Here is an 18,083-nt window from a genome sequence, read left to right on the forward strand (position 1 = left end):
CCTGCTCTTCTTCACGTCCGTCTCCTCTAGGTGACGGACTCTCACTCAAACCGAGGGATCAGGAAGGGGGCAGGTCATTCGCGCGTGCGCGTGGCCGGACCGTTCACGGTCGAGAGCCTCTCGCCGCATCGTGTCGTCGCGGTCGATGCCGACGATCGGCTGATGGAGGGCGTGGCCGAGCCCGGGCGCCGGTATCGCCACAACGGCTCCGGCACGCCGGAAGACTTCGCCGACATGATCCTCGAGAACCTCAAGGCCGCGGGCGTCCAGCAGGCGCAGAAGGAAGACCGCATCACCTTCACCTCGCTCACCGGCTGGCCCGGCAAATATATCTGCGCCGAAGGCAAATTCATGGAGGGCGACAGGGAGAGGCGGGCAGGCATTCTCATCGGTCCCGAGTTCGGCACCGTCTCGCGCCCCGACCTTGTCGCAGCCGCGCGCGAGGCGGGAGATGCGGGTTTTGACGTGCTGATCGCCTGCGCCTTCAACTACGACGCCCACTCGGCGGAGTTCGACAAGCTCGGCCGCGTGCCCGTGCTCAAGGCGCGCATGAATCCCGACCTGCACATGGGCGATGATCTGAAGGCGACAGCCTCAGGCAATTTGTTTGTCGTCTTCGGCGAGCCTGACATCGATATCGAGACGCTCAAGGACGGGATGATCCGCGTCAGGATCAACGGCATCGACGTGTTCAAGCCGCAGACCGGAGAGATCGAAAGCGGCGGGCCGGAATCCATCGCGCTCTGGATGATCGACACGGATTACAACGAGGAGAGCTTTTTCGTCCGTCACGCCTATTTCCTCGGGGCGAACGATCCCTACAGGGCGCTCAAGACGACGCTCAAGGCCGAGATCGACGAGGAGGCGTGGGCGAGCCTGAACAGCGACACGTCGCGGCCGTTCCCAAAGCCGGCCTCCGGCCGCATCGCGGTGAAGGTCATCAATCACCTCGGCGACGAGGTGATGAAGGTGTTTTCGGTGGGGTGAACAGATGCCCGATGAGGAAAGCGATTCGAAGTCGAATTTTCGCGACGAATTTTTGAAGGCAAACGCCAATCTTGACTTCATTGGTTCGCAGTTTGCCGACGTCCTACGTGACCTTATGCGAGCCGTGAGTTCCGATGATCCTACCGATGGTGCCTATCGGGCAGCGAAAAAGATGGATTTTGTTGCGGACCTTCTGTCGCGATGCGAAGAGAAGTTCGGTTTCCGCCATCTGTTTCTGAAAGCTCTTGAAGAGTTTCGAGATGATACCGAGTGGGACACTGTGGAGCACGCCACGGTGCATGCCGCACAGCGCGGCATAAAGTACCTGGTTGAACGGTCTTGTTCGGACCACGCTGCTCGCGGACGCGCGTCGAAGCGAGAACATGAGTTTCTTTCGGCGATCAAAGAAATTGAGGAGATGCGAGAATATCGACGCCGCAAGCCACGGATTGAGCTCTAATGGAATTCCGGATCGCCGATACCTTCACGGATTCGCTCTCGCGCCTGACAGCGCAGGAGCAGAAGGCCGTGAAGACGACGGCGTTCGACCTTCAGCTCAACCCGGCGGCGCCGGGCATGAAATTCCACAAGATCGACCGCGCAAGAGACCCGAACTTCTGGTCGGTGCGCGTCAATGCCGATATCCGCCTGATCGTGCACAAGTCGGCAGCCAGCCTGCTGCTTGTCTATGTCGATCATCACGACGAGGCCTACAAATGGGCCGAGCGGCGCAAGATCGAGCGCCACCCGACGACGGGGGCGATGCAGCTTGTCGAGATTCGCGAGCGGATCGAAGAGATTGCGAGTCCGCGTGCGCAGGCAGAAGAGCCTGTGGCTGGGCCGGCACCTGCGCCCGTCAAGCCGAAGCTGTTCGAGAACCTGCGCAAGTTCGAGCTGATGGCCTTCGGCGTGCCGGAGGAATGGATCGATGACGTGCGGGCAGCCGATGAAGACACGCTGTTCGATGTCATCACGCATCTGCCGCAGGAGGCGCAGGAAGCGATCCTGAGGCTTGCGGTCGGCGAAAGGCCCGAGCCGCCGAAGGTGTTGCCGGTCGAGGCCGATCCGTTCACGCACCCGGATGCGCAGCGGCGCTTCCGCGTGCTCACCAATGTCGAGGAGCTGGGACGCGCGCTCGACTACCCCTGGGAGAAATGGGCTGTCTTCCTGCATCCGGACCAGCGCGCTTTGGTCGAGCGCTCATTTAGTGGACCCGCTCGGATTTCAGGGTCGGCGGGCACCGGCAAGACCATTGTCGCGCTGCATCGCGCCGTGCACCTTGCGCGGCAATCGCCGGAGTCGCGTGTGCTGCTGACCACCTACTCGACGGCGCTTGCCAATGCCCTGCGGGTCCGGCTCAGCCACCTTGCCGGCAATGAGCCGGCCGTCGCCGGGCGGATCATCGTGGAAGGAATCTTCGATCTCGCGCGCCGTCTTTACACTGAGCGCTTCGGCACTCCGTCGATTGCGGCAGATGACACGATCCGGGCGATGCTGGCTGACGCGGCGCAGGAGGAGCAGCCGGCGCGGTTCGATACGAACTTTCTGCTGAATGAATGGACCGATGTCGTTGACGCCTGGAACCTGCAAAGCTGGGAAGAATACCGCGATGTCGCGCGTCTTGGACGCAAGACCAGGATCGGCGGCAGGCAGCGCGAGCAGCTTTGGGACATTTTCACCGGACTGCGGACGGCACTCGAAGCGCGTGGGCTGACGACCTGGCCCGGCGTATTTGCGCGCTTGACCGCGGACCTGTCCGATCGCGGCAAACGGCCGTTTGACTTCGTCGTTGCCGACGAGGCGCAGGACCTTGGCGTTGCGCCGCTGCGCTTTCTTGCGGCGCTTGCGGGAGGGCGGCCGGATGGTCTCTTCCTGGCCGGTGATCTGGGCCAGCGCATTTTCCAGACGCCCTTTTCCTGGAAGGCGCTGGGGGTTGATGTCCGTGGGCGTTCGCACACGCTGCGCATCAACTACCGCACCTCGCACCAGATCAGGGCGCAGGCCGACCGCCTGCTGCCGCTGGCGCTCGCCGACGTTGACGGGCTTGTCGAAAGCCGCAGAGGCACGGTCTCCGTCTTCAACGGCCCGCCGCCCGTGATCAAGGTCGTGCCGAACGCGGAATTGGAGATGGAAGCGGTCGCTGCTTGGATTGGGGAGCGCCTGCGTGAAGGCTATCAGCCGCACGAAATCGGCGTGTTCGTCAGGGCCGACGCGCAAATGGAGCGCGCCCGGAAGGCCGTGCAGATTGCCAAGGCCGATTACATTGAGTTGGGCGAAGACGCTGCCTCGGCTGCGGGCAAGGTTGCCATCAGCACGATGCACCAGGCCAAAGGCCTTGAGTTCCGCGGCGTCGCCGTCATGGCGTGCGATGACGGCGTGCTGCCACTTGAAGAGCGGATCGAGGCCGTCTCCGACGAATCCGATCTCGAAGAGGTCTACAACACGGAGCGCCATCTGCTTTATGTCGCCTGCACCCGCGCCCGCGACTGCCTGCTGATCACCGGCGTCGCCCCGGCATCGGAGTTTCTTGCCGACCTGACCGTCAGTACTGCGGAGCCTGCTGCCGGTCATGGTATGGCCTCGCTGCGAAACGCTGCGGGGGGAGCGCCATGAACGCGGTCGAGCACGTATCTATCTCAATTCAGGAAGACTTCCTTGCGCGGCAGACTCGCGCCCAGCCGATTGCCGCACTTGCCGAGCTGATCTGGAACAGCCTCGACGGTGAAGCAAGCAGCGTCGATGTCGAGTTTGAGCGTGCCGATCTTGCCGGGGGGCTTTCCAAGATTGTCGTTTATGATAACGGCGAAGGGTTTCCCCGGTCTGAAGCGGCGAAGCTCTTCGGGAATCTCGGTGGGTCGTGGAAGCGGCTGACCCGGCGCACCAGGACCAAGAGTCGCATGGTTCACGGCCAAGAGGGGCGCGGCCGCTACAAAGCGTTTGCCCTGGGCCGGTCGATTGTCTGGAAGGTTTGCTATCTTGAAGCCGGCAAGCCCAAGGCGTTTGAGATCAGCCTGCTGGAATCCGACCTGAAGGATGTTGCGATCACCGAGGAGCGCGATGCGCCCGGACAGGCCAGCGGCGTCATCGTCGAGATCGCCGACATCGAGCGCGACTTCAGGGTTCTTGAATCGGACGAGGGCCTTCAGGAACTCGCAGAGACGTTCGCTCTCTATCTCATCAACTACCAGGACGTTGCGATCCGCATCGCCGGCCAGCGTCTTGATCCCGAGACGGTAATCGCCGGGCAGGAACAACTCACGCTACCGCCGATCAAGGATGCAGACGGCACCGAGTATCCGGCGGAGCTTCACCTGATAGAGTGGCGGGCGGACACCAAGCGTACTCTGTATTTGTGCTCGGAGAACGGTTTCCCGCTTGATCAGGTCGAGACGCGCTTTCACGTTCCCGGCTTCTCTTTCTCCGCCTACCTGAAATCGCCCTACATCGCCGCCCTTCATAACGACGGGCGCCTTGGCGTCGCCAAGATGGTTCCCGAGTTGCGGCAGGCGGTCGATGTCGCGCGCGAGGCGATCAAGGAACATTTCCGCGAGCGCGCGGCCCAGCGGGCGCGCAACGTCGTCGAAGAGTGGAAAAGCGCAGACATCTATCCCTTCAAGGGGGAGCCGGCCACGCCCGTGGAAAAGGCCGAACGGCAGGTCTTCGATATCGTCGCCGTCAACGTGCAGGAGTTCACTCCCGAACTGGCAGCGGCCACGCCCAAGGCACGCGCCCTGCACCTGCGGATGCTGCGCCACGCCATCGAGCGGGGGCCTGATGATTTGCAGATGATCCTTCGGGAAGTCCTCGACCTGCCGGAGCGCAAGCAGAAAGAGCTTGCGGCGCTGCTACAGGAAACCACCCTGTCGGCGATCATCACGGCGGCGAAAACCGTCGCCGACCGCCTCAAGTTCATAGCGGCGCTTGAGAGTATCGTTTTCGATCCGGAGACGAAGGGTAGGCTCAAGGAGCGCTCGCAGCTTCACAAGATTCTTGCCGAGAATACGTGGGTTCTCGGCGAAGAGTACAACCTGTGGGCCAGCGATAAGGACCTGAAGCGGGTGCTCGAAAAGCACCGCGCGGTGCTCGACCCCGATATCGTCATTGATGACCCCGTGAAGGTAATCGGCAAGAAGCGGGGCATCGTCGATCTCATGCTCTCGCGCGCGACGCGCCGCCACCGGGCCAACGACATCGAACACCTGGTCGTCGAGCTGAAAGCGCCCAAGGTTGTCATTGGCGCCGACGAAATCACGCAGGCCAAGCGCTATGCGATGGCTGTGTCGAAGGACGAGCGCTTTCATACGGTGAAGGGCGTTCGGTGGCACTTCTGGATCGTCTCAAACAGCTACGACGAATTCGCAAGAGCTGACATTGAGGGTGGCCCCGATCCGGCCCGTCAGTTGATCCACCGGAAGGACAATATCTCTGTCGGGATAAAGACGTGGGGTGAGCTGATCGAAGAGAACCGCGCCCGGCTGCAGTTTTTTCAGGAGCATCTTGAGCACTCTGCCGACGAGAGCGCCGCCATCCGGTATCTCCAAGAGCGTCATAGCAAGTATCTGGAAGGCGTCATCGAAATTGACGACGAAGCCGTCAACCAGGATGCTGACAAGGGGGAACGCGAGCAGAAATCTGCATCGGGTTAAGGGGGGCGTGTGTATATCAATCGTATTGTCGTCAGGAATTTCCGCTCATTCAAGCATCTGGACGTGTCCATCGGGCCGGGCGCGACGTGCGTCATTGGTGAGAACAACGCCGGCAAGTCCAATCTTCTGCACGCAATCCGTCTGTGCATCGACGCCGGGCTCTCCTCGACGTATCGCTCGCTGATCCCCAGCGACATTCATTCCGGCATCGATATTTCCCACCCGGAGCAGGTGCTTGTTGCGCTTGAGATTACCGACTTTGCGGGCAAAACCAATGAAGAGGCGCTTGTCGGGGCATGGCAGTTCAAGCCGGGTCATGCGCGGCTCATCTATCGCTACCGCCCGAAGCTTGGCGTCCGCGAGGATTTGGAAACGGAGGAGATTCAGCCGGGCGATCTGACACGGGACGACTACCAGTGGGAGATCACGGGCGGCGGCGACCCGTGAACGCTCACGAGGCCGAGGAACCGAGCCGCCCGGCCTTCCGGGCGGCCCCGTCATGAGGAACCGCCCGATTGCATTCGGCTTCGATCGGCCTCCTCCGGGGAGTGCGTCGCTCGGCCGGGAGCGAGCGGCGGTCAACGGGAGCGTCTCTGGCCCGCAGCGCGGATTCCGCGGGCGCCATCTGGCGGGTGACGCGGCCTGATGCGCGAGCGCGCTGCGCCTGCCTTATGCCCCGTGGTAGCGCGTGTGCAGCTTCAGGTGATCCTCGACCTTCTTCACGCCCGGGATGGTCCCCGCGAGTACGAGCAGGCCCTTGCGCTGATCTTCGGAACGAACGAGGCCCGAAAGCTCGACGATTCCGTCCTTCACCGTGCTCAGCACGTAGATCGAGTCCGCCCAGCCCTCACGCTTCAGGCGAGCGGCGAGCTCCTGCCGGATGGAGCGGTCGCTCGCCGATGCTTCCTCGATCGGCTCGCCAGGCTTCAACCGGAGGAATGCACGTACCAGGTCGCCGCGGCTGACGATGCCGACGAGCCGGCCCGCGCGCACGACGGGAACGCGCTTGATGCGGTGCCGCTCCAGGAGGTCGGCGATGTCGGCGAGGGTCGCGGTCTCCGGAACGCAGTGCACGTATCTCGTCATCACATCTTGGGCCTTGAGGCCGTGCGACTTGACGTACTCGCGGGCCAGCGTGTCCGAATCCACGAAGACCTGCAGCCACCAGGAGCGCCGGCGCTCCGTCCCGGTTTCGTGCCGACGCAGGAGATCGCCCTCGCTCACCATGCCGATGACGCGGTTCCCGTCGTCGACGACGGGCACGGCGCTGATGGAACGCTCGACCAGATTGCGCGCGATTTCGGCGAGCGGCGTCTCGGGGCCGACCGCGCAGACGTCTCTCGTCATGATCTCGTCGGCACGCATGGGCTCTCTCCAGGCAAGGTGGGTGGGTCGGACAGCGCGCGGGCGCCGGATTCTCTAATCTCCCCTGCCTTCCGGCGCCTTGATCCGGGTCAAGCGCCATATCCCCGAGGCGCATCAGGCCAGCCGCGGGCGCGGGGACACGGGATCAGCGATCAGGAAGCGCGTCCGAGCGCGTCGTAGATGCTGTCGCGCAGCGCATCGTCGGACAGTGGCTTTTCAAGGATCGTCCGGATGCCGGTGTGCGCGGCGCGTGCCCGCAGCCGGCTGTCGATCGCGCCGGTGATGAGGATCACGGGATTGTCGATCTGGCGGTCGCGCAGCCTGTAGACCAGCTCGATCCCGTCGATTGGTCGCCGGCGACGAGTGCGTCGAGGACCTGCCGTTCGCGTGCCGAAAGCTGCGCGATCCTCGCGCGCACCTCCGCCCGCTGCGTCTCCCGCTCCGCGTTCTTCGCTTGCCGGCTGAGGGCCGAGCGGATGGCGGCGAGGGGAACCTCGTCGTCGAACGGCTTCTCGATGAAGTCGATGGCCCCCTCCTTCATCGCCGTCACGGCGAGCGCGATGTCGCCGTGACCGGTGACGACGATCACCGGCAGGCCGACCCGCCGCGCCTTGAGCTCGCGCAGGAGGCGCATGCCGTGATCGTCGGCGCGGGTGGCGAAGGCGTGGTTGAAGGTCTCCCGATAGATGTCCTGGGTGTGCGGGGGAAGATGCGTCCTCACGGGATCCGGCAGGTCGGCATTCGTTCGATAGGGCATGCGGACCTCCGGGCCGGATGGGGGCATGCAGGCGCATGCCCCCATCCGGCGCCGCGCTGACGTCGCCGGGTCAGGCGTTCAGGCGGTCGAGCGCGGCCCTGTTGCGGAGCACGACGTGGCGGCTCGCCGGCAGGGCGATGATCGCCTCGCGTTCAAGCTCCTTGAGCGTGCGCGATACCGTTTCGACCGTCAGCCCGAGATAGTCGGCGATGTCGCATCGCAGCATGGGCAGATCGATCTCGTTGCCGGGGGCACGGGAGGCCATGTCGAGGAGAAAGGTCGCGACCCGCTCGCGGGTGGTCTTGCGGCCCAGCACGAGCATGTGTTCCTGCGCCCGCTCGTGATCCCGCAGCGTCGCCCAGACGACCCGATGGGCGAGGGGGGCGCCGCGCAGGACGAGCGCTTCCAGGTCACGTCGGGGATAGGCGATGGCGGTCGCGTCGGCAACGGCTTCGGCCGAGAAGCGGCGTTCCTCGCCCGCCTCCTGGCCAAAGAGGTCACCCGGCAGGTAGAAGGCGCCGACCTGCCGGCGTCCATCGGTCAGCACCTTGTAGGTTCGGAAGGCGCCGGTAACGACCTTGTAGAAATAGGTCGGCCGATCGCCCTCGGCGTAGAGTTCCGCGTCTCTGGCAAAGGTTCGAAGGCTCCCGAGGCTCTCGAGTCCCCGTGGGCCTGCCGCGTCCTGCGGGTACAGGGCGCCGGCCGGGGCTGGGCGAACCACCCTCGCGGGGTGGCTCATCACCGCCGATGTCTGCATGGAAGCCTCCTCGCCCAAAACCCTCTGCCCGTTGCTTACGCCCCACCGGGGGCTCCCGCCATTCAGGTCTCCCCCTAAGGGATATCGCGGATGCCGGCTGGTACTCCCGCCCCGACCAAAGGAAATGGGGCCTTCGCCGGCCCTGGGTTGCAGGGCGTCGGCGTCGTCCTTCCTTCCCGCCCCCGCGTGGTGCGAAGATTTGCCGATACCGTCCGGGCAGGGAGGGACGTCGCCATGGACGAGGTGTTTCGCTTCGCCGATCCGTCCGCGTCATGGCCGACGACGTCGACCTTCCGGCCGGTTGCCGGGGACTGGCAAAGGCCGACATCGCGCGGGAACGGTCAATGGACCTCGGGACGAGCTGGCCTGTGTGGCGCGACCTGTTCGACACAGCTCGTCGGCATATGAGCGGATGCTCTCAGATGCCCTCCCGGGCAAGCGTTGCCAGGGCGCGGAACAGGCCTTCCGTCATGCGCGCGAATTCGGGATAGCACAGCTTCTCGGGCGTATCGTCGGCGTCGTGGTAGTAACGGTATCGGTAGAAGGCCGTGTCGGTGACCATGACGGCAGGATAGCCCTTTCTCCAGAAGGACCGGTGGTCGCTCCACGAGACGCCGGGGACGAATGCGAAGGTCGCCGTCGTCTCCAGGGGAAAGTCGCTTTGGGCGCGAAAGGCCGCCGCGAGCCGTCGCATCGCGGCGCGCGAGCGGAAGTTCGACACGAGGCCGATGAAGTTCGCGCGGTCGGGATGGAAGAGACCGAAGAGCGGCGGGTAGCCCTGGCTTCCCAATGCCTCGCTGTACCATCCGATGGTTTCCAGGCAGACCATGAGGCGGATGTCGTCTCCCCGACGGCGGGTCTCCTCGGCGTAGACCGCACTGCCCTGCAGCCGGCTGCGGAAGAACGGCGCCTCCTCGTTGACGAAGGCGACGAAGCGCACGGTCATGGCCGGGTCGAGCCCGGCGAACATGCGGGAGAGTTCGAGAAGGGCCGCGACACCGCTCCCGTTGTCGTTGGCGCCCGGGCTGCCGGCGACCGTGTCGTAATGCGCGCCGACGAGGAGGATTTCACGCTCGCGCGCACCGCCCCTGCGCACCGCTTCGAGGTTTGCGCAGGGGAGCCCCGCCACCGTGTAGGCGATGCGCGCCACGGCATAGCCCTGGGCGCCCCACTCGTTCTCGATGTAGGACGCCGCCGCCTGCAGGGCTTCGCGGCGCCAGACATGGCGCTCGCCGATGTCTCCCGCGAGCCGGTGGACGTGGCCTCGCAGGCGGCTCTCCAGCGTCTCCTCCGTCGTGCCCCTGCCGGCAGCCATGAACACGTCTCCCGGGTTTGCGCGGCACCGATCCCACGGTCGGCCATCCGGCCGTCGCGGGAGCCGGCCGGACATCGCTCACCGGCCCGAAGAATCATCCCGGCGACGCCTTGCCCGGAAACCCGGCGGCGAGCCTGGTGCGCAGATAGAACTCCGCCCGGTCGAGCGTCGCCAGCTCCGGATAGTCCGTCTCGGGGATGTCGATGTCGAGGCGGCGATGCAGCGCCGCGATGAGGTTGAGGAAGTCCTTCGAGTCGATGTCGCACGCCTCCTGCAGGTCGGCGCGAGGATCGACGGCATCGAGATCGACCTCGGGAGCGATGCGGGCGAGTTCTTCGCGGATCGTTGCGGCGATGTCTGGCGACGTCATAGGGCCACCGGTCGTTGCAGCAGGCGGTCGACCTCGGCGAGGAACAGGACACCGCGATGCCCATCGCTCGCACGATGGTCGGCGGCAAGCGTCACCGTCGGACGGGGGACAACCCTGCCTTCGCTGACCCTGGGCCGATCGATGGCCTTGCCGAAGCCGACGATCGCGACCTGGGGCGGGTAGATTACGCCGAAGAGGGTCTCGACGCCGCGCTCGCCGAGACGCGATACGGCAATGGTCGGATCGGCGATCTCCGAGCCGCGGAACCGGCCGGCACGAACGCGGGCGACGAGGTCGCGCATTCTCGCCATCAGGGTGTCGAGATCGAGGTCGGCGGTATCGTGGATCGCCGGCGCGACGAGGCCGCCGCCACGGATCGTCACCGCCACACCGGCATGAAGGGCCGGGCTCGGGCGAAAGCTCCCCTCCGCGAAGAATCCGTTGAATTCGGGGAAGCGGCGGATGCCGAGGGCCGTCGCCTTGATGAACAGGGCGCCGAGCAGGAGCCGCTGCTCGGGAGGCCGAGACGCGGTGACCTCGGTCAGCCGGTCCCTTGCCGCCGCGACGTCGATACCATGCGCGAGATAGTAGTGGGGGATTTCGCGTTTCGAACGCGAAATCGCGGCGGCGATCGCCGCGCGCATCGGCTCGAAGCCGGCACCTTTCGGCTGAGCGGGCGTCGCTTCGGTGCGGGAAGCGGGCCGGTGGGCCGCTTCGACATCGGCCCGCAGGATAGCGCCCCGGGGACCCGACCCTGTCAGGCCGGCCACCTCGATCCCGATCTCGGCAGCGAGCTTGCGTGCGGCTGGGGAGGCGCGCACGCGCGTCGCCCCGGACGGAACAGGGGGGATCGACGGGCGAGCAGCCGGCTGCGCCTCCAGTGCTTCCTGCGGGACAGGGGCGCGGGGCGGCGGCCGCCCATCGTCCCCGATGGAACGGACGGCGCCTCACTCGCGAGCGAGCTCGCGCGCACCCGCACCCCACCTCGGCAGCGCTCTGCCCGTGCGCCCCAGCCAGAAGTGCGCTCCCACGAGCGGCAGCAGGCTGCAGCCGACGGCGAGCGCCCAACCCTGGGCTCCGATCGGCGCGAGCTGCAGCGCGGCGGCCAGGACCGGCACGTGAACCGCAGCCAGGATCAGCGCGAGGCAGAGGGCGAGAGCCCACCAGACGAAGCGGTTCCCGATGACGGCGTTCCGCCACGGGCCGGTGCCGCGGCTGCGCATGTTGAAGACGTGCCACAGCTGGGCGAGCGCGACGGTGAGGAAGGACACGGTGGTCGTCTCCCCGGCGGCAAGCCCGAGCCAGCGGGCGGCCATGACGAGGGCAAACAGCGCGCTCGCCGCGATCGCGGCGCCGTAGACCGCCATGATGCGCCACTGCGTCGGCGTCAGGATCGCCTCCTTCGGCGGCCGCGGCGGGCGGGCGAGCACGTCACCTTCGCCTTCGCCGGCGGCGAGGGCGAAGGCGGGAAAGACGTCGGTGACGAGGTTGAGGAACAGGATCTGAAGCGGCATGAGCGGCAGTGGCAGACCGACGAAGACGGCGCCGCCAACCACGAGCACTTCGGCCAGGTTGCAGGAGAGCAGGTAGGTCGAGAAGCGGCGAATGTTGTCGAAGATGATGCGCCCCTCGCGCACTGCCTGCACGATCGTCGAGAAGGCGTCGTCGAGCAGCACCATGTCGGCCGCCTCACGTGCCACCTCGGTGCCGCGCTCGCCCATGGCGATACCGATGTCGGCCTTGGTCAGGGCCGGCGCATCGTTGACGCCGTCGCCGATCATGGCCACGACCTCGCCGCTCTCCTGGAACAGATCGATCAGTTCGAGCTTCTGCTCCGGGCTGACCCGCGCGAAGACCGCGCCGCGGGAAACGGCGCGGCGCTCCGCTGCCGTAGCCCCTTCGAGGCAGGGCAGCTCCGCCCCCCGCGTCACCGCCGCGCCCTCCTCCGCGATGCCGACGGCGCGCGAAATGCCGAGCGCCGTGCTCGGATGATCTCCGGTCGCCATCACGACGCGGATGCCCGCCCCGCGCAGTGCGGCGACCGCGTCGGGGATGTCATGCCGCGGCGGATCGCGGAAGGCGACGAGGCCGAGGAAGACGAGCCCGCCGCTGACACGCGCCTCCGGTCCCGTCTCGGGCAGGACGGCGACGGCAAGGACGCGCAGGCCTTCGGCCGCGAGCCGATCCACCTGCCGCAGCCATCGGGCGCGGCCCGCGTCGTCGAGCGGATCGGCACGGATGCCGATACGGTCGGCCGAGGCCAGCACTTCCTCCGGCGCTCCCTTGACGGCAGCGAAGTGGCCGTTGCCGGAGCGATGCACAGTCGCCATCCGCTTCGTGGCTGTATCAAACGGGTGTTCGGCCACTTCGGGAAAGGCGGAGATCTGCTCGTCCCGGTTGAGGCCGGCAATGCCGCCGGCGCGCAGGAGCGCCACCTCCATGGGGTCGCCGGTCCCGGACCGGGCATGGCTGTCGTATTCGGCATTGCTGCAAAGCACGCCGACGAGGAGGGCCTTCACGAGTTGAGGATCGGCGACAGGATCGATCGTCGCGCCATCCTTCAGGATGACGGCGCGGCGATGATCGACCGAGAACTCGCCGGAGGGGGTGAGAATGCGCTCCACCTCCATGCGGTTCTCAGTGAGCGTGCCGGTCTTGTCGGTCATGACGAGCGTGGTGGAGCCGAGCGTCTCCACCGCGGGGAGGTTCTCCACCAGCGCATTGCGGCGGGCCATGCGCAGCATGCCGCGGGCGAGCGCCAGGGCGGCGACGATCGGCAGCCCTTCCGGGATGGCGGCGACGGCGAGGGCGATCGACGTCTCCACCATGAGGACGGCCGGTCTGCCGGAAGCGATGCCGACCACAGTGATGACGGCTGCGAGCGCGAGCATCAGCCAGACGAGCTGGCGTGAGAGCAGCGCGAGCTGTCTCTCGAGCGGTGTTTCACCGCGTTCCGCCGTCTCGACGAGTTGGGTGATGCGTCCGACCTCCGTTGCGAGCCCCGTGCCTGTCACGACGCCCTCGCCGCCGCCGTGCACGACGTGCGAGCCCTTGAACAGCATGGCGCTGCGGTCCGGAAGCGGCGCCTCCACCACATTCGGCGCGATGCCCTTCTCCACCGGCGAGGACTCGCCGGTGAGGGCCGACTCGTCGATGCGCAGTCCGGCCGCCTCCGAGCAGCGCATGTCGGCCGGCACCACGTCGCCTGCCTCGAGGAGCACGACGTCGCCCGGCACCAGTTGCTCTGCCGGCAGCCGGCGGGAGTGCCCGTGCCTGCGCACGCGCGCGCTGCGTGCCCCGAGGCGCCGCAGGGCCTCCATGGAGCGTATCGCCTGCCGCTCCGTGAAGAAGCCAATGGCTGCATTGATCACGAGGACGGCGGCGATCGCAGCCGCCTGCTGCCACTCGCCGAAGAGGAGCGAGAGCGCCATGGCCGCCGCCAGCAGGGCGACGACCGTGCTGGCGAACTGCCGCAGGATGAGCGCCAGATCGGAAACGGGCCGGCGCGCCGCGAGGAGGTTCGGTCCGAAGCGCCGAAGCCGGCGTTCAGCCTCCTCTTCGCTCAATCCGGCATGGGGATCGACGCGCAGCCGTTCGGCCACGACGTCCACCGGCAGTGAGTGCGGATCGGGAGGTGCCGCATCCGGCCCCATATCGGGCAGGGCAGGTCCGGCCGTGCTTCTCATGCGCCGCCGCTCCGCAAAACCTTGGCAGATCCATCATGCCGCCGGCCGGCAGGGGATTGTGTTGACATGCGTCAATCGGCCGGCGCGCGCCGATCCAGAGGCCTCCGGGGTCTCGGCAGGTGAGCGGTGCAACGCCCGGCAGGGGCGAGCCGGCGGACCGAGCCTTGGGCTTTCGCGCCGCGCCGCGGGACGCGCCTGAACGAGGCAGGTCGCCCGCGCCCTCGATCAGGGAGCCGATATCCCCAGCGACGGTGCGACAGCGCGGGTCTCCGGTCGGAGCTGGGGCCCGGCCCGTTCCAAGCGGCCGACCGAACCCTATCGCGTCGCCACGAGTGCGAAGCGGCGGCTGGCCGCGAGGCGGAGGGCGTCGTGGAGCGGGGCGTGGCGTTGCTGCGCCCTCAGGATCGGGCGGTGGTCCAGGGGGCGCACGGAGGAGAACCCTGCGGCCAGCAGCATCGCGGACAGGCGTTGGAAGGTCAGCCCGTCGCCGAAGGGGAGGCGGCCGAGGATGGCCTTGTGCGTGTCGAGCTGATCGGGCGGCGTGTGCCTGTCCGCCCCGGCCCATGCCCGCATGAGGTCCGACAGGAGATACATCAGGCGCCCGAGCCGCGAGACATTGGCCCAGTCGCCGTCGATCACCACCAGACGCCCGCCCGGCTTCAGCACGCGATGCCATTCGGCGAAGGCGGCCTGCGGGTCCGTCAGGGTCCAGACCAGGTGGCGGGTCACCAAGGCGTCGAAGCGCTCGTCGTCCTCGGTCAGCCGTTCGGCGTCGCACAGGTAGATCGAGGCCGCCGCGCCGTGCTTGGCCCTGGCCTTCGCGATCATCGCCTCGGAAAAGTCGATTGCGGTCACCCGGTGGCCGGCCGCGAGCAGGGCGCGCGTCACTTCCCCCGTGCCGCAGGCGAGATCGAGCACCGAGAGGGGGTGCTGGCCGAGGGCATCCCCGAGGACCCGCCGCCAGGCCGCAAGTTCGGCATCAGACTTGATGGCGTGTCCGACGGACTGGTCGAAGCTCTCCGCGCGGGCCGACCAGTAGGCGCGGATCTCCTCCTTGAGGGCGTAGTTCATGCGCTCCGACATGGATGGCGTCTCGTCTGGCTTGGCGCTCAGGCTGCTGACGGGCTGCGCGAGGACCCTTCGACGACGACGTAGGGCATCCCGCCGTCGCCGCCCTCGATGCGCGCCGTGATGTCGTACACCTCGCCGAGGAGTGCGGTGGTGATGACCTCTCGCGGCACGCCGATGGCCTTGAGCCGCCCTCCGGCCAGCACCATCACGCGGTCGGCGAAGCGCAGCGCCTGATTGATGTCGTGCAGCGAAGCCAGCACGCAGATCCGCCGCTCGCGGGCGAGGCGCTTCAGGAGTGACAGGACTTCGAACTGCCGGTGCAGATCGAGGGCGCTGGTGGGCTCGTCGAGGAGCAGGATCTGGGGGGCGCGCACCAATGTCTGGGCGATGGAGACGAGCTGTCGCTGGCCGCCGCTCAGCTCGCCGAGCCCCCGGAAGGCGAGATGCTCGATCTCCAGATCGTGCAGCACCGCGTCGATGGCGGCGAGGTCCCGCTCTCCGACCCGCCAGGAACTGCCCTGCTTGCGGGCCAGCACGATCGACTCGTAGACCGTCAGGACCGCATTGGTCGCCGCGTCCTGCGGCAGGTAGCACGGCCGGCAGCCCGCGCGGCCGGTGATCCTGATCTCGCCCGCGCCGGCGAGGAGCCCGGCAATGCGCCGGAACAGGGTCGACTTGCCGGCGGCGTTCGGACCGATCACGGCGATGACTTCGCCGGCGTGCAGCGGGGGCGTCGAGATATCGGCCAGAATCTCCCGCTGCCCGTAGCGCACGCCGACGCAGCTGAGCTGCAGCGTCACCATGACCGCCTCCGGTTCGTGAGAATGAGGCTGAAAAAGAACGGCACGCCGACCAGGGCGGTGACGATGCTGATGGGGAAGATCAGTCCGGGGATGAGCGACTTGCTGACCACTGAGGAGGCGGAGAGCATGAGCGCCCCGGCGAGCGCGGAGGCGGGCAGGAAGTAGCGCTGGTCTTCGCCGATCAGAATGCGGGCGATGTGCGGGCCGACGAGGCCGACGAAGCCGATGGTGCCCACGAAGGCCACCGGCACGGCGGCGGCCAGGCTGACCAGCATCATCGTCTCGAGCCTCAGCCGGCGGGTGTCGACGCCGAAGCTCGCTGCCTTCTCGTCGCCGAGCCGCAGCGCGGTCAGCGCCCAGGCCCGGCGGGCGAAGAGCGGCAGGCAGAGGGCGAGCACGCCGGCCGTCATCGCGAGCTTCGACCAGGTGGCCTTGCCGAGGCTGCCCATCATCCAGAAGACCACCGCCCCGAGCGCCTGCTCGGAGGCGAAGAACTGCAGGAGGGCGAGGAGTGCGTTGAAGGTGAAGACGAGGGCGATGCCGAGCAGCACGACGGTCTCGGTGGTCACCCCCTGCCGTTGGCTGAGCAGGTGGATCAGCATGGCCGCGCCCATGGCGACCACGAAGGCGTTGAGCGGCACCACGAACTCGAGCGCCGACGGGACGATGGCAACGCCGAACACCAGCGCGAGCGACGCTCCGAAGCCGGCGGCAGCCGAGATGCCGAGCGTAAAGGGACTCGCCAGCGGGTTGTTGAGGATGGTCTGCATCTGCGCACCCGCGACCGAGAGCGCGGCGCCGACGACGACGGCCATCAGCGCGACCGGCAGGCGGATGTCCCAGATCACCACGCGGGTCTGGACCGGGACGCTGTCGGGCCGGGCGAGGGCGGAGAGTACCTCGCTGACGCCGTAGCGCGCCGGGCCGATCATCATGTCGGCCACGAGGCTCGCCGCGAGCAACAGCGCAATTGCCAGGAGGATCGCCCGCTTGCGGGTGCCGAGCGTCCGATAGCCCTCCCGCGCGGCGGGCGCGCGGGAGATGGCGGCGAGGGACGCGTCGGTCACTGGCGGGCCTCCAGCGAGACCCAGTAGCCGGGGCGATAGGCGAGGGGGAGGAAGCGCTCGTGCAGCTCGGCCATGGTCTTGCCCGGGTCGAGGTCGCGGAAGATCTCCGGATGCAGCCACTTGGCGATCGCCTGGATGGCCACGAACTGATAGGGGCTGTTGTAGAACTGGTGCCAGATGGCGTGGACCCGGCCGGTCCTGACGGCGTTGACGCCGGTGAAGGCGGGGCGCGTCATAAGATTGGCGAGCTTGCGGCGGGCCTCAGCCTCGTCCGCTCCGGGGCCGACCCCGACCCAGGCGCCGCCGGGCACGTACGCGTCCCAGCTCGCGCCGGTCACGATGACGACGTCCGGGTTGGCGGATACGATCTGCTCGGGGTTGACCACGCCGAAGGTGCCGGGGATCAGGTCGGCCGCGAGATTGCGCCCGCCGGCGATCTCGACCATCAGGCCGAAGTTCTCCCTACCGAAGGACATGCAGCAGGTATCGGAATAGCCGCCCGCCCGGTCGACCATGACGAGGGGCTTCTGCAGCGATGCCTGCTTCAGGCGGTCCGTCACGCGGGCGATTTCCTTCGCCCGGTAGGCGATGAACTCCTCGGCCACCTCCTCCTTGCCGAACAGCTTGCCCATCAGGCGCATGGAGGTCTCGGTGTTCTCGAACGGCTTCTCGCGGAAGTCGACATAGACGACGGGAATGCCGACGGAGGAAAGCGTCTCGACGAGCCGCGCCTCCTCGACGGCAACCTTGGCCTCGATGTTCATGAACAGGACATCCGGCTTCAAGGTGACAGCCTGCTCGACGTCGAACACGCCTTCCTTCATGCCACCGAAGGTCGGGAGCGTTGCGAGGCGGGGAAACTTCTCCACATAGGCCTTGTAGTTCAGCGGATCGGCCTTCGAGAGATCGTCGCGCCAGCCAACGACGCGGCGCGAGGGATCGTCCCGGTCGAGCGCCGCGACCAGGTAGATCTGCCGGCCTTCCCCGAGAATGACCCGCTCGACCGGCGCCTTCACGGTCACGCTGCGCCCGGCGACGTCGGTCACCGTCACAGTTTCAGCCGCCGAGGCGAAGGACACCGCCAGGGCACTGACGAGGGACGCCAATAGCGCCGCCAAAGAAAGGAATCTCATCTAAGCCTCATGCTGACAAATGCCGGTCTGGCGCATACGAAAAGAGAAAATCTCGGTCAACAACTATATATTGGAAGTATTATAAGAAAATATTGGAATGTTTCTATTTTCCGGCAACTTGCGATA

Annotated in this window: 17 protein-coding genes; 5 read left to right on the plus strand and 12 right to left on the minus strand. The window is 66.8% G+C overall.

What is annotated here, in order from left to right; all coding sequences use genetic code 11:
- Positions 1-84: 84 nt before the first annotated feature.
- The 5 genes from QNA08_RS00005 to QNA08_RS00025 are packed head-to-tail and all read left to right on the plus strand — an operon-like array spanning position 85 to position 6,080.
- On the plus strand, positions 85-987 hold the full coding sequence (locus QNA08_RS00005) for a hypothetical protein (RefSeq protein WP_283738640.1): 903 nt from the start codon (positions 85-87) through the stop codon (positions 985-987).
- A 4-nt stretch (positions 988-991) separates the two neighbouring features.
- Entirely contained in the window at positions 992-1,447 is a 456-nt protein-coding gene (locus QNA08_RS00010) for a hypothetical protein (RefSeq protein WP_283738641.1), read from the plus strand.
- Positions 1,447-3,600, plus strand: coding sequence for a 3'-5' exonuclease (locus tag QNA08_RS00015; protein ID WP_283738642.1), 2,154 nt, complete (start codon positions 1,447-1,449; stop codon positions 3,598-3,600). Before QNA08_RS00010 ends, QNA08_RS00015 begins: the two co-directional genes overlap by 1 nt.
- On the plus strand, positions 3,597-5,633 hold the full coding sequence (locus QNA08_RS00020) for an ATP-binding protein (RefSeq protein WP_283738643.1): 2,037 nt from the start codon (positions 3,597-3,599) through the stop codon (positions 5,631-5,633). The genes QNA08_RS00015 and QNA08_RS00020 overlap by 4 nt, the downstream gene beginning before the upstream one ends.
- A 9-nt stretch (positions 5,634-5,642) precedes the next feature.
- On the plus strand, positions 5,643-6,080 hold the full coding sequence (locus QNA08_RS00025; protein WP_283738644.1) for an ATP-dependent nuclease: 438 nt from the start codon (positions 5,643-5,645) through the stop codon (positions 6,078-6,080).
- A gap of 222 nt (positions 6,081-6,302) precedes the next feature.
- Here QNA08_RS00025 and QNA08_RS00030 read toward each other — a convergent pair whose 3' ends face one another.
- The 12 genes from QNA08_RS00030 to QNA08_RS00085 all read right to left on the minus strand — a co-directional run bounded on the left by QNA08_RS00030 (position 6,303) and on the right by QNA08_RS00085 (position 17,957).
- Positions 6,303-6,998, minus strand: coding sequence for a CBS domain-containing protein (locus QNA08_RS00030; RefSeq protein ID WP_283738645.1), 696 nt, complete (start codon positions 6,996-6,998; stop codon positions 6,303-6,305).
- 152 nt (positions 6,999-7,150) lie between these two features.
- Positions 7,151-7,291 (minus strand): hypothetical protein, encoded by a 141-nt coding sequence (locus tag QNA08_RS00035; protein ID WP_283738646.1) that lies wholly within the window; start codon positions 7,289-7,291, stop codon positions 7,151-7,153.
- Positions 7,288-7,755 carry a ChaB family protein gene (locus tag QNA08_RS00040; RefSeq protein WP_283738647.1) on the minus strand — a complete coding sequence of 156 codons (468 nt, stop codon included), beginning with the start codon at positions 7,753-7,755 and terminating at the stop codon, positions 7,288-7,290. The genes QNA08_RS00035 and QNA08_RS00040 overlap by 4 nt, the downstream gene beginning before the upstream one ends.
- Before the next feature lie 70 nt (positions 7,756-7,825).
- Positions 7,826-8,512: a helix-turn-helix domain-containing protein gene (locus tag QNA08_RS00045; protein WP_283738648.1), complete on the minus strand. Its 687-nt coding sequence runs from the start codon at positions 8,510-8,512 to the stop codon at positions 7,826-7,828.
- Between the two features lie 418 nt (positions 8,513-8,930).
- Positions 8,931-9,827, minus strand: a complete 897-nt coding sequence (locus QNA08_RS00050; RefSeq protein WP_283738649.1) for a M28 family peptidase — start codon at positions 9,825-9,827, stop codon at positions 8,931-8,933.
- Between the two features lie 94 nt (positions 9,828-9,921).
- Positions 9,922-10,197, minus strand: a complete 276-nt coding sequence (locus tag QNA08_RS00055) for an acyl carrier protein (protein ID WP_283738650.1) — start codon at positions 10,195-10,197, stop codon at positions 9,922-9,924.
- Positions 10,194-11,018, minus strand: coding sequence for a 2-oxo acid dehydrogenase subunit E2 (locus QNA08_RS00060; RefSeq protein ID WP_283738651.1), 825 nt, complete (start codon positions 11,016-11,018; stop codon positions 10,194-10,196). The genes QNA08_RS00055 and QNA08_RS00060 overlap by 4 nt, the downstream gene beginning before the upstream one ends.
- A gap of 126 nt (positions 11,019-11,144) precedes the next feature.
- Positions 11,145-13,883, minus strand: a complete 2,739-nt coding sequence (locus tag QNA08_RS00065) for a cation-translocating P-type ATPase (RefSeq protein ID WP_283738652.1) — start codon at positions 13,881-13,883, stop codon at positions 11,145-11,147.
- A gap of 315 nt (positions 13,884-14,198) precedes the next feature.
- The gene (locus tag QNA08_RS00070) at positions 14,199-14,966 is read right to left on the minus strand and encodes a class I SAM-dependent methyltransferase (protein ID WP_283738653.1); all 768 of its coding nucleotides are present in this window, start codon (positions 14,964-14,966) and stop codon (positions 14,199-14,201) included.
- A gap of 26 nt (positions 14,967-14,992) precedes the next feature.
- Positions 14,993-15,757, minus strand: a complete 765-nt coding sequence (locus QNA08_RS00075) for an ABC transporter ATP-binding protein (protein ID WP_283738654.1) — start codon at positions 15,755-15,757, stop codon at positions 14,993-14,995.
- Positions 15,751-16,824, minus strand: coding sequence for a FecCD family ABC transporter permease (locus QNA08_RS00080; protein WP_283738655.1), 1,074 nt, complete (start codon positions 16,822-16,824; stop codon positions 15,751-15,753). The genes QNA08_RS00075 and QNA08_RS00080 overlap by 7 nt, the downstream gene beginning before the upstream one ends.
- Complete coding sequence (locus QNA08_RS00085) at positions 16,821-17,957, minus strand: ABC transporter substrate-binding protein (protein ID WP_283738656.1); 1,137 nt, start codon at positions 17,955-17,957, stop codon at positions 16,821-16,823. Before QNA08_RS00085 ends, QNA08_RS00080 begins: the two co-directional genes overlap by 4 nt.
- Positions 17,958-18,083 lie beyond the last annotated feature (126 nt).

The sequence above is a fragment of the Chelatococcus albus genome (assembly GCF_030067675.1).
Lineage (GTDB): Bacteria > Pseudomonadota > Alphaproteobacteria > Rhizobiales > Beijerinckiaceae > Chelatococcus_A > Chelatococcus_A albus.

Coding starts and splice junctions, on each gene's coding strand:
- QNA08_RS00050 (WP_283738649.1), bottom strand. CDS start 9,827: ATGGCTGCCGGCAGGGGCACGACGGAGGAGACGCTGGAGAGCCGCCTG.
- QNA08_RS00015 (WP_283738642.1), top strand. CDS start 1,447: ATGGAATTCCGGATCGCCGATACCTTCACGGATTCGCTCTCGCGCCTG.
- QNA08_RS00030 (WP_283738645.1), bottom strand. CDS start 6,998: ATGCGTGCCGACGAGATCATGACGAGAGACGTCTGCGCGGTCGGCCCC.
- QNA08_RS00055 (WP_283738650.1), bottom strand. CDS start 10,197: ATGACGTCGCCAGACATCGCCGCAACGATCCGCGAAGAACTCGCCCGC.
- QNA08_RS00020 (WP_283738643.1), top strand. CDS start 3,597: ATGAACGCGGTCGAGCACGTATCTATCTCAATTCAGGAAGACTTCCTT.
- QNA08_RS00070 (WP_283738653.1), bottom strand. CDS start 14,966: ATGTCGGAGCGCATGAACTACGCCCTCAAGGAGGAGATCCGCGCCTAC.
- QNA08_RS00085 (WP_283738656.1), bottom strand. CDS start 17,957: ATGAGATTCCTTTCTTTGGCGGCGCTATTGGCGTCCCTCGTCAGTGCC.
- QNA08_RS00045 (WP_283738648.1), bottom strand. CDS start 8,512: ATGCAGACATCGGCGGTGATGAGCCACCCCGCGAGGGTGGTTCGCCCA.
- QNA08_RS00075 (WP_283738654.1), bottom strand. CDS start 15,757: ATGGTGACGCTGCAGCTCAGCTGCGTCGGCGTGCGCTACGGGCAGCGG.
- QNA08_RS00065 (WP_283738652.1), bottom strand. CDS start 13,883: ATGAGAAGCACGGCCGGACCTGCCCTGCCCGATATGGGGCCGGATGCG.
- QNA08_RS00010 (WP_283738641.1), top strand. CDS start 992: ATGCCCGATGAGGAAAGCGATTCGAAGTCGAATTTTCGCGACGAATTT.
- QNA08_RS00040 (WP_283738647.1), bottom strand. CDS start 7,755: ATGCCCTATCGAACGAATGCCGACCTGCCGGATCCCGTGAGGACGCAT.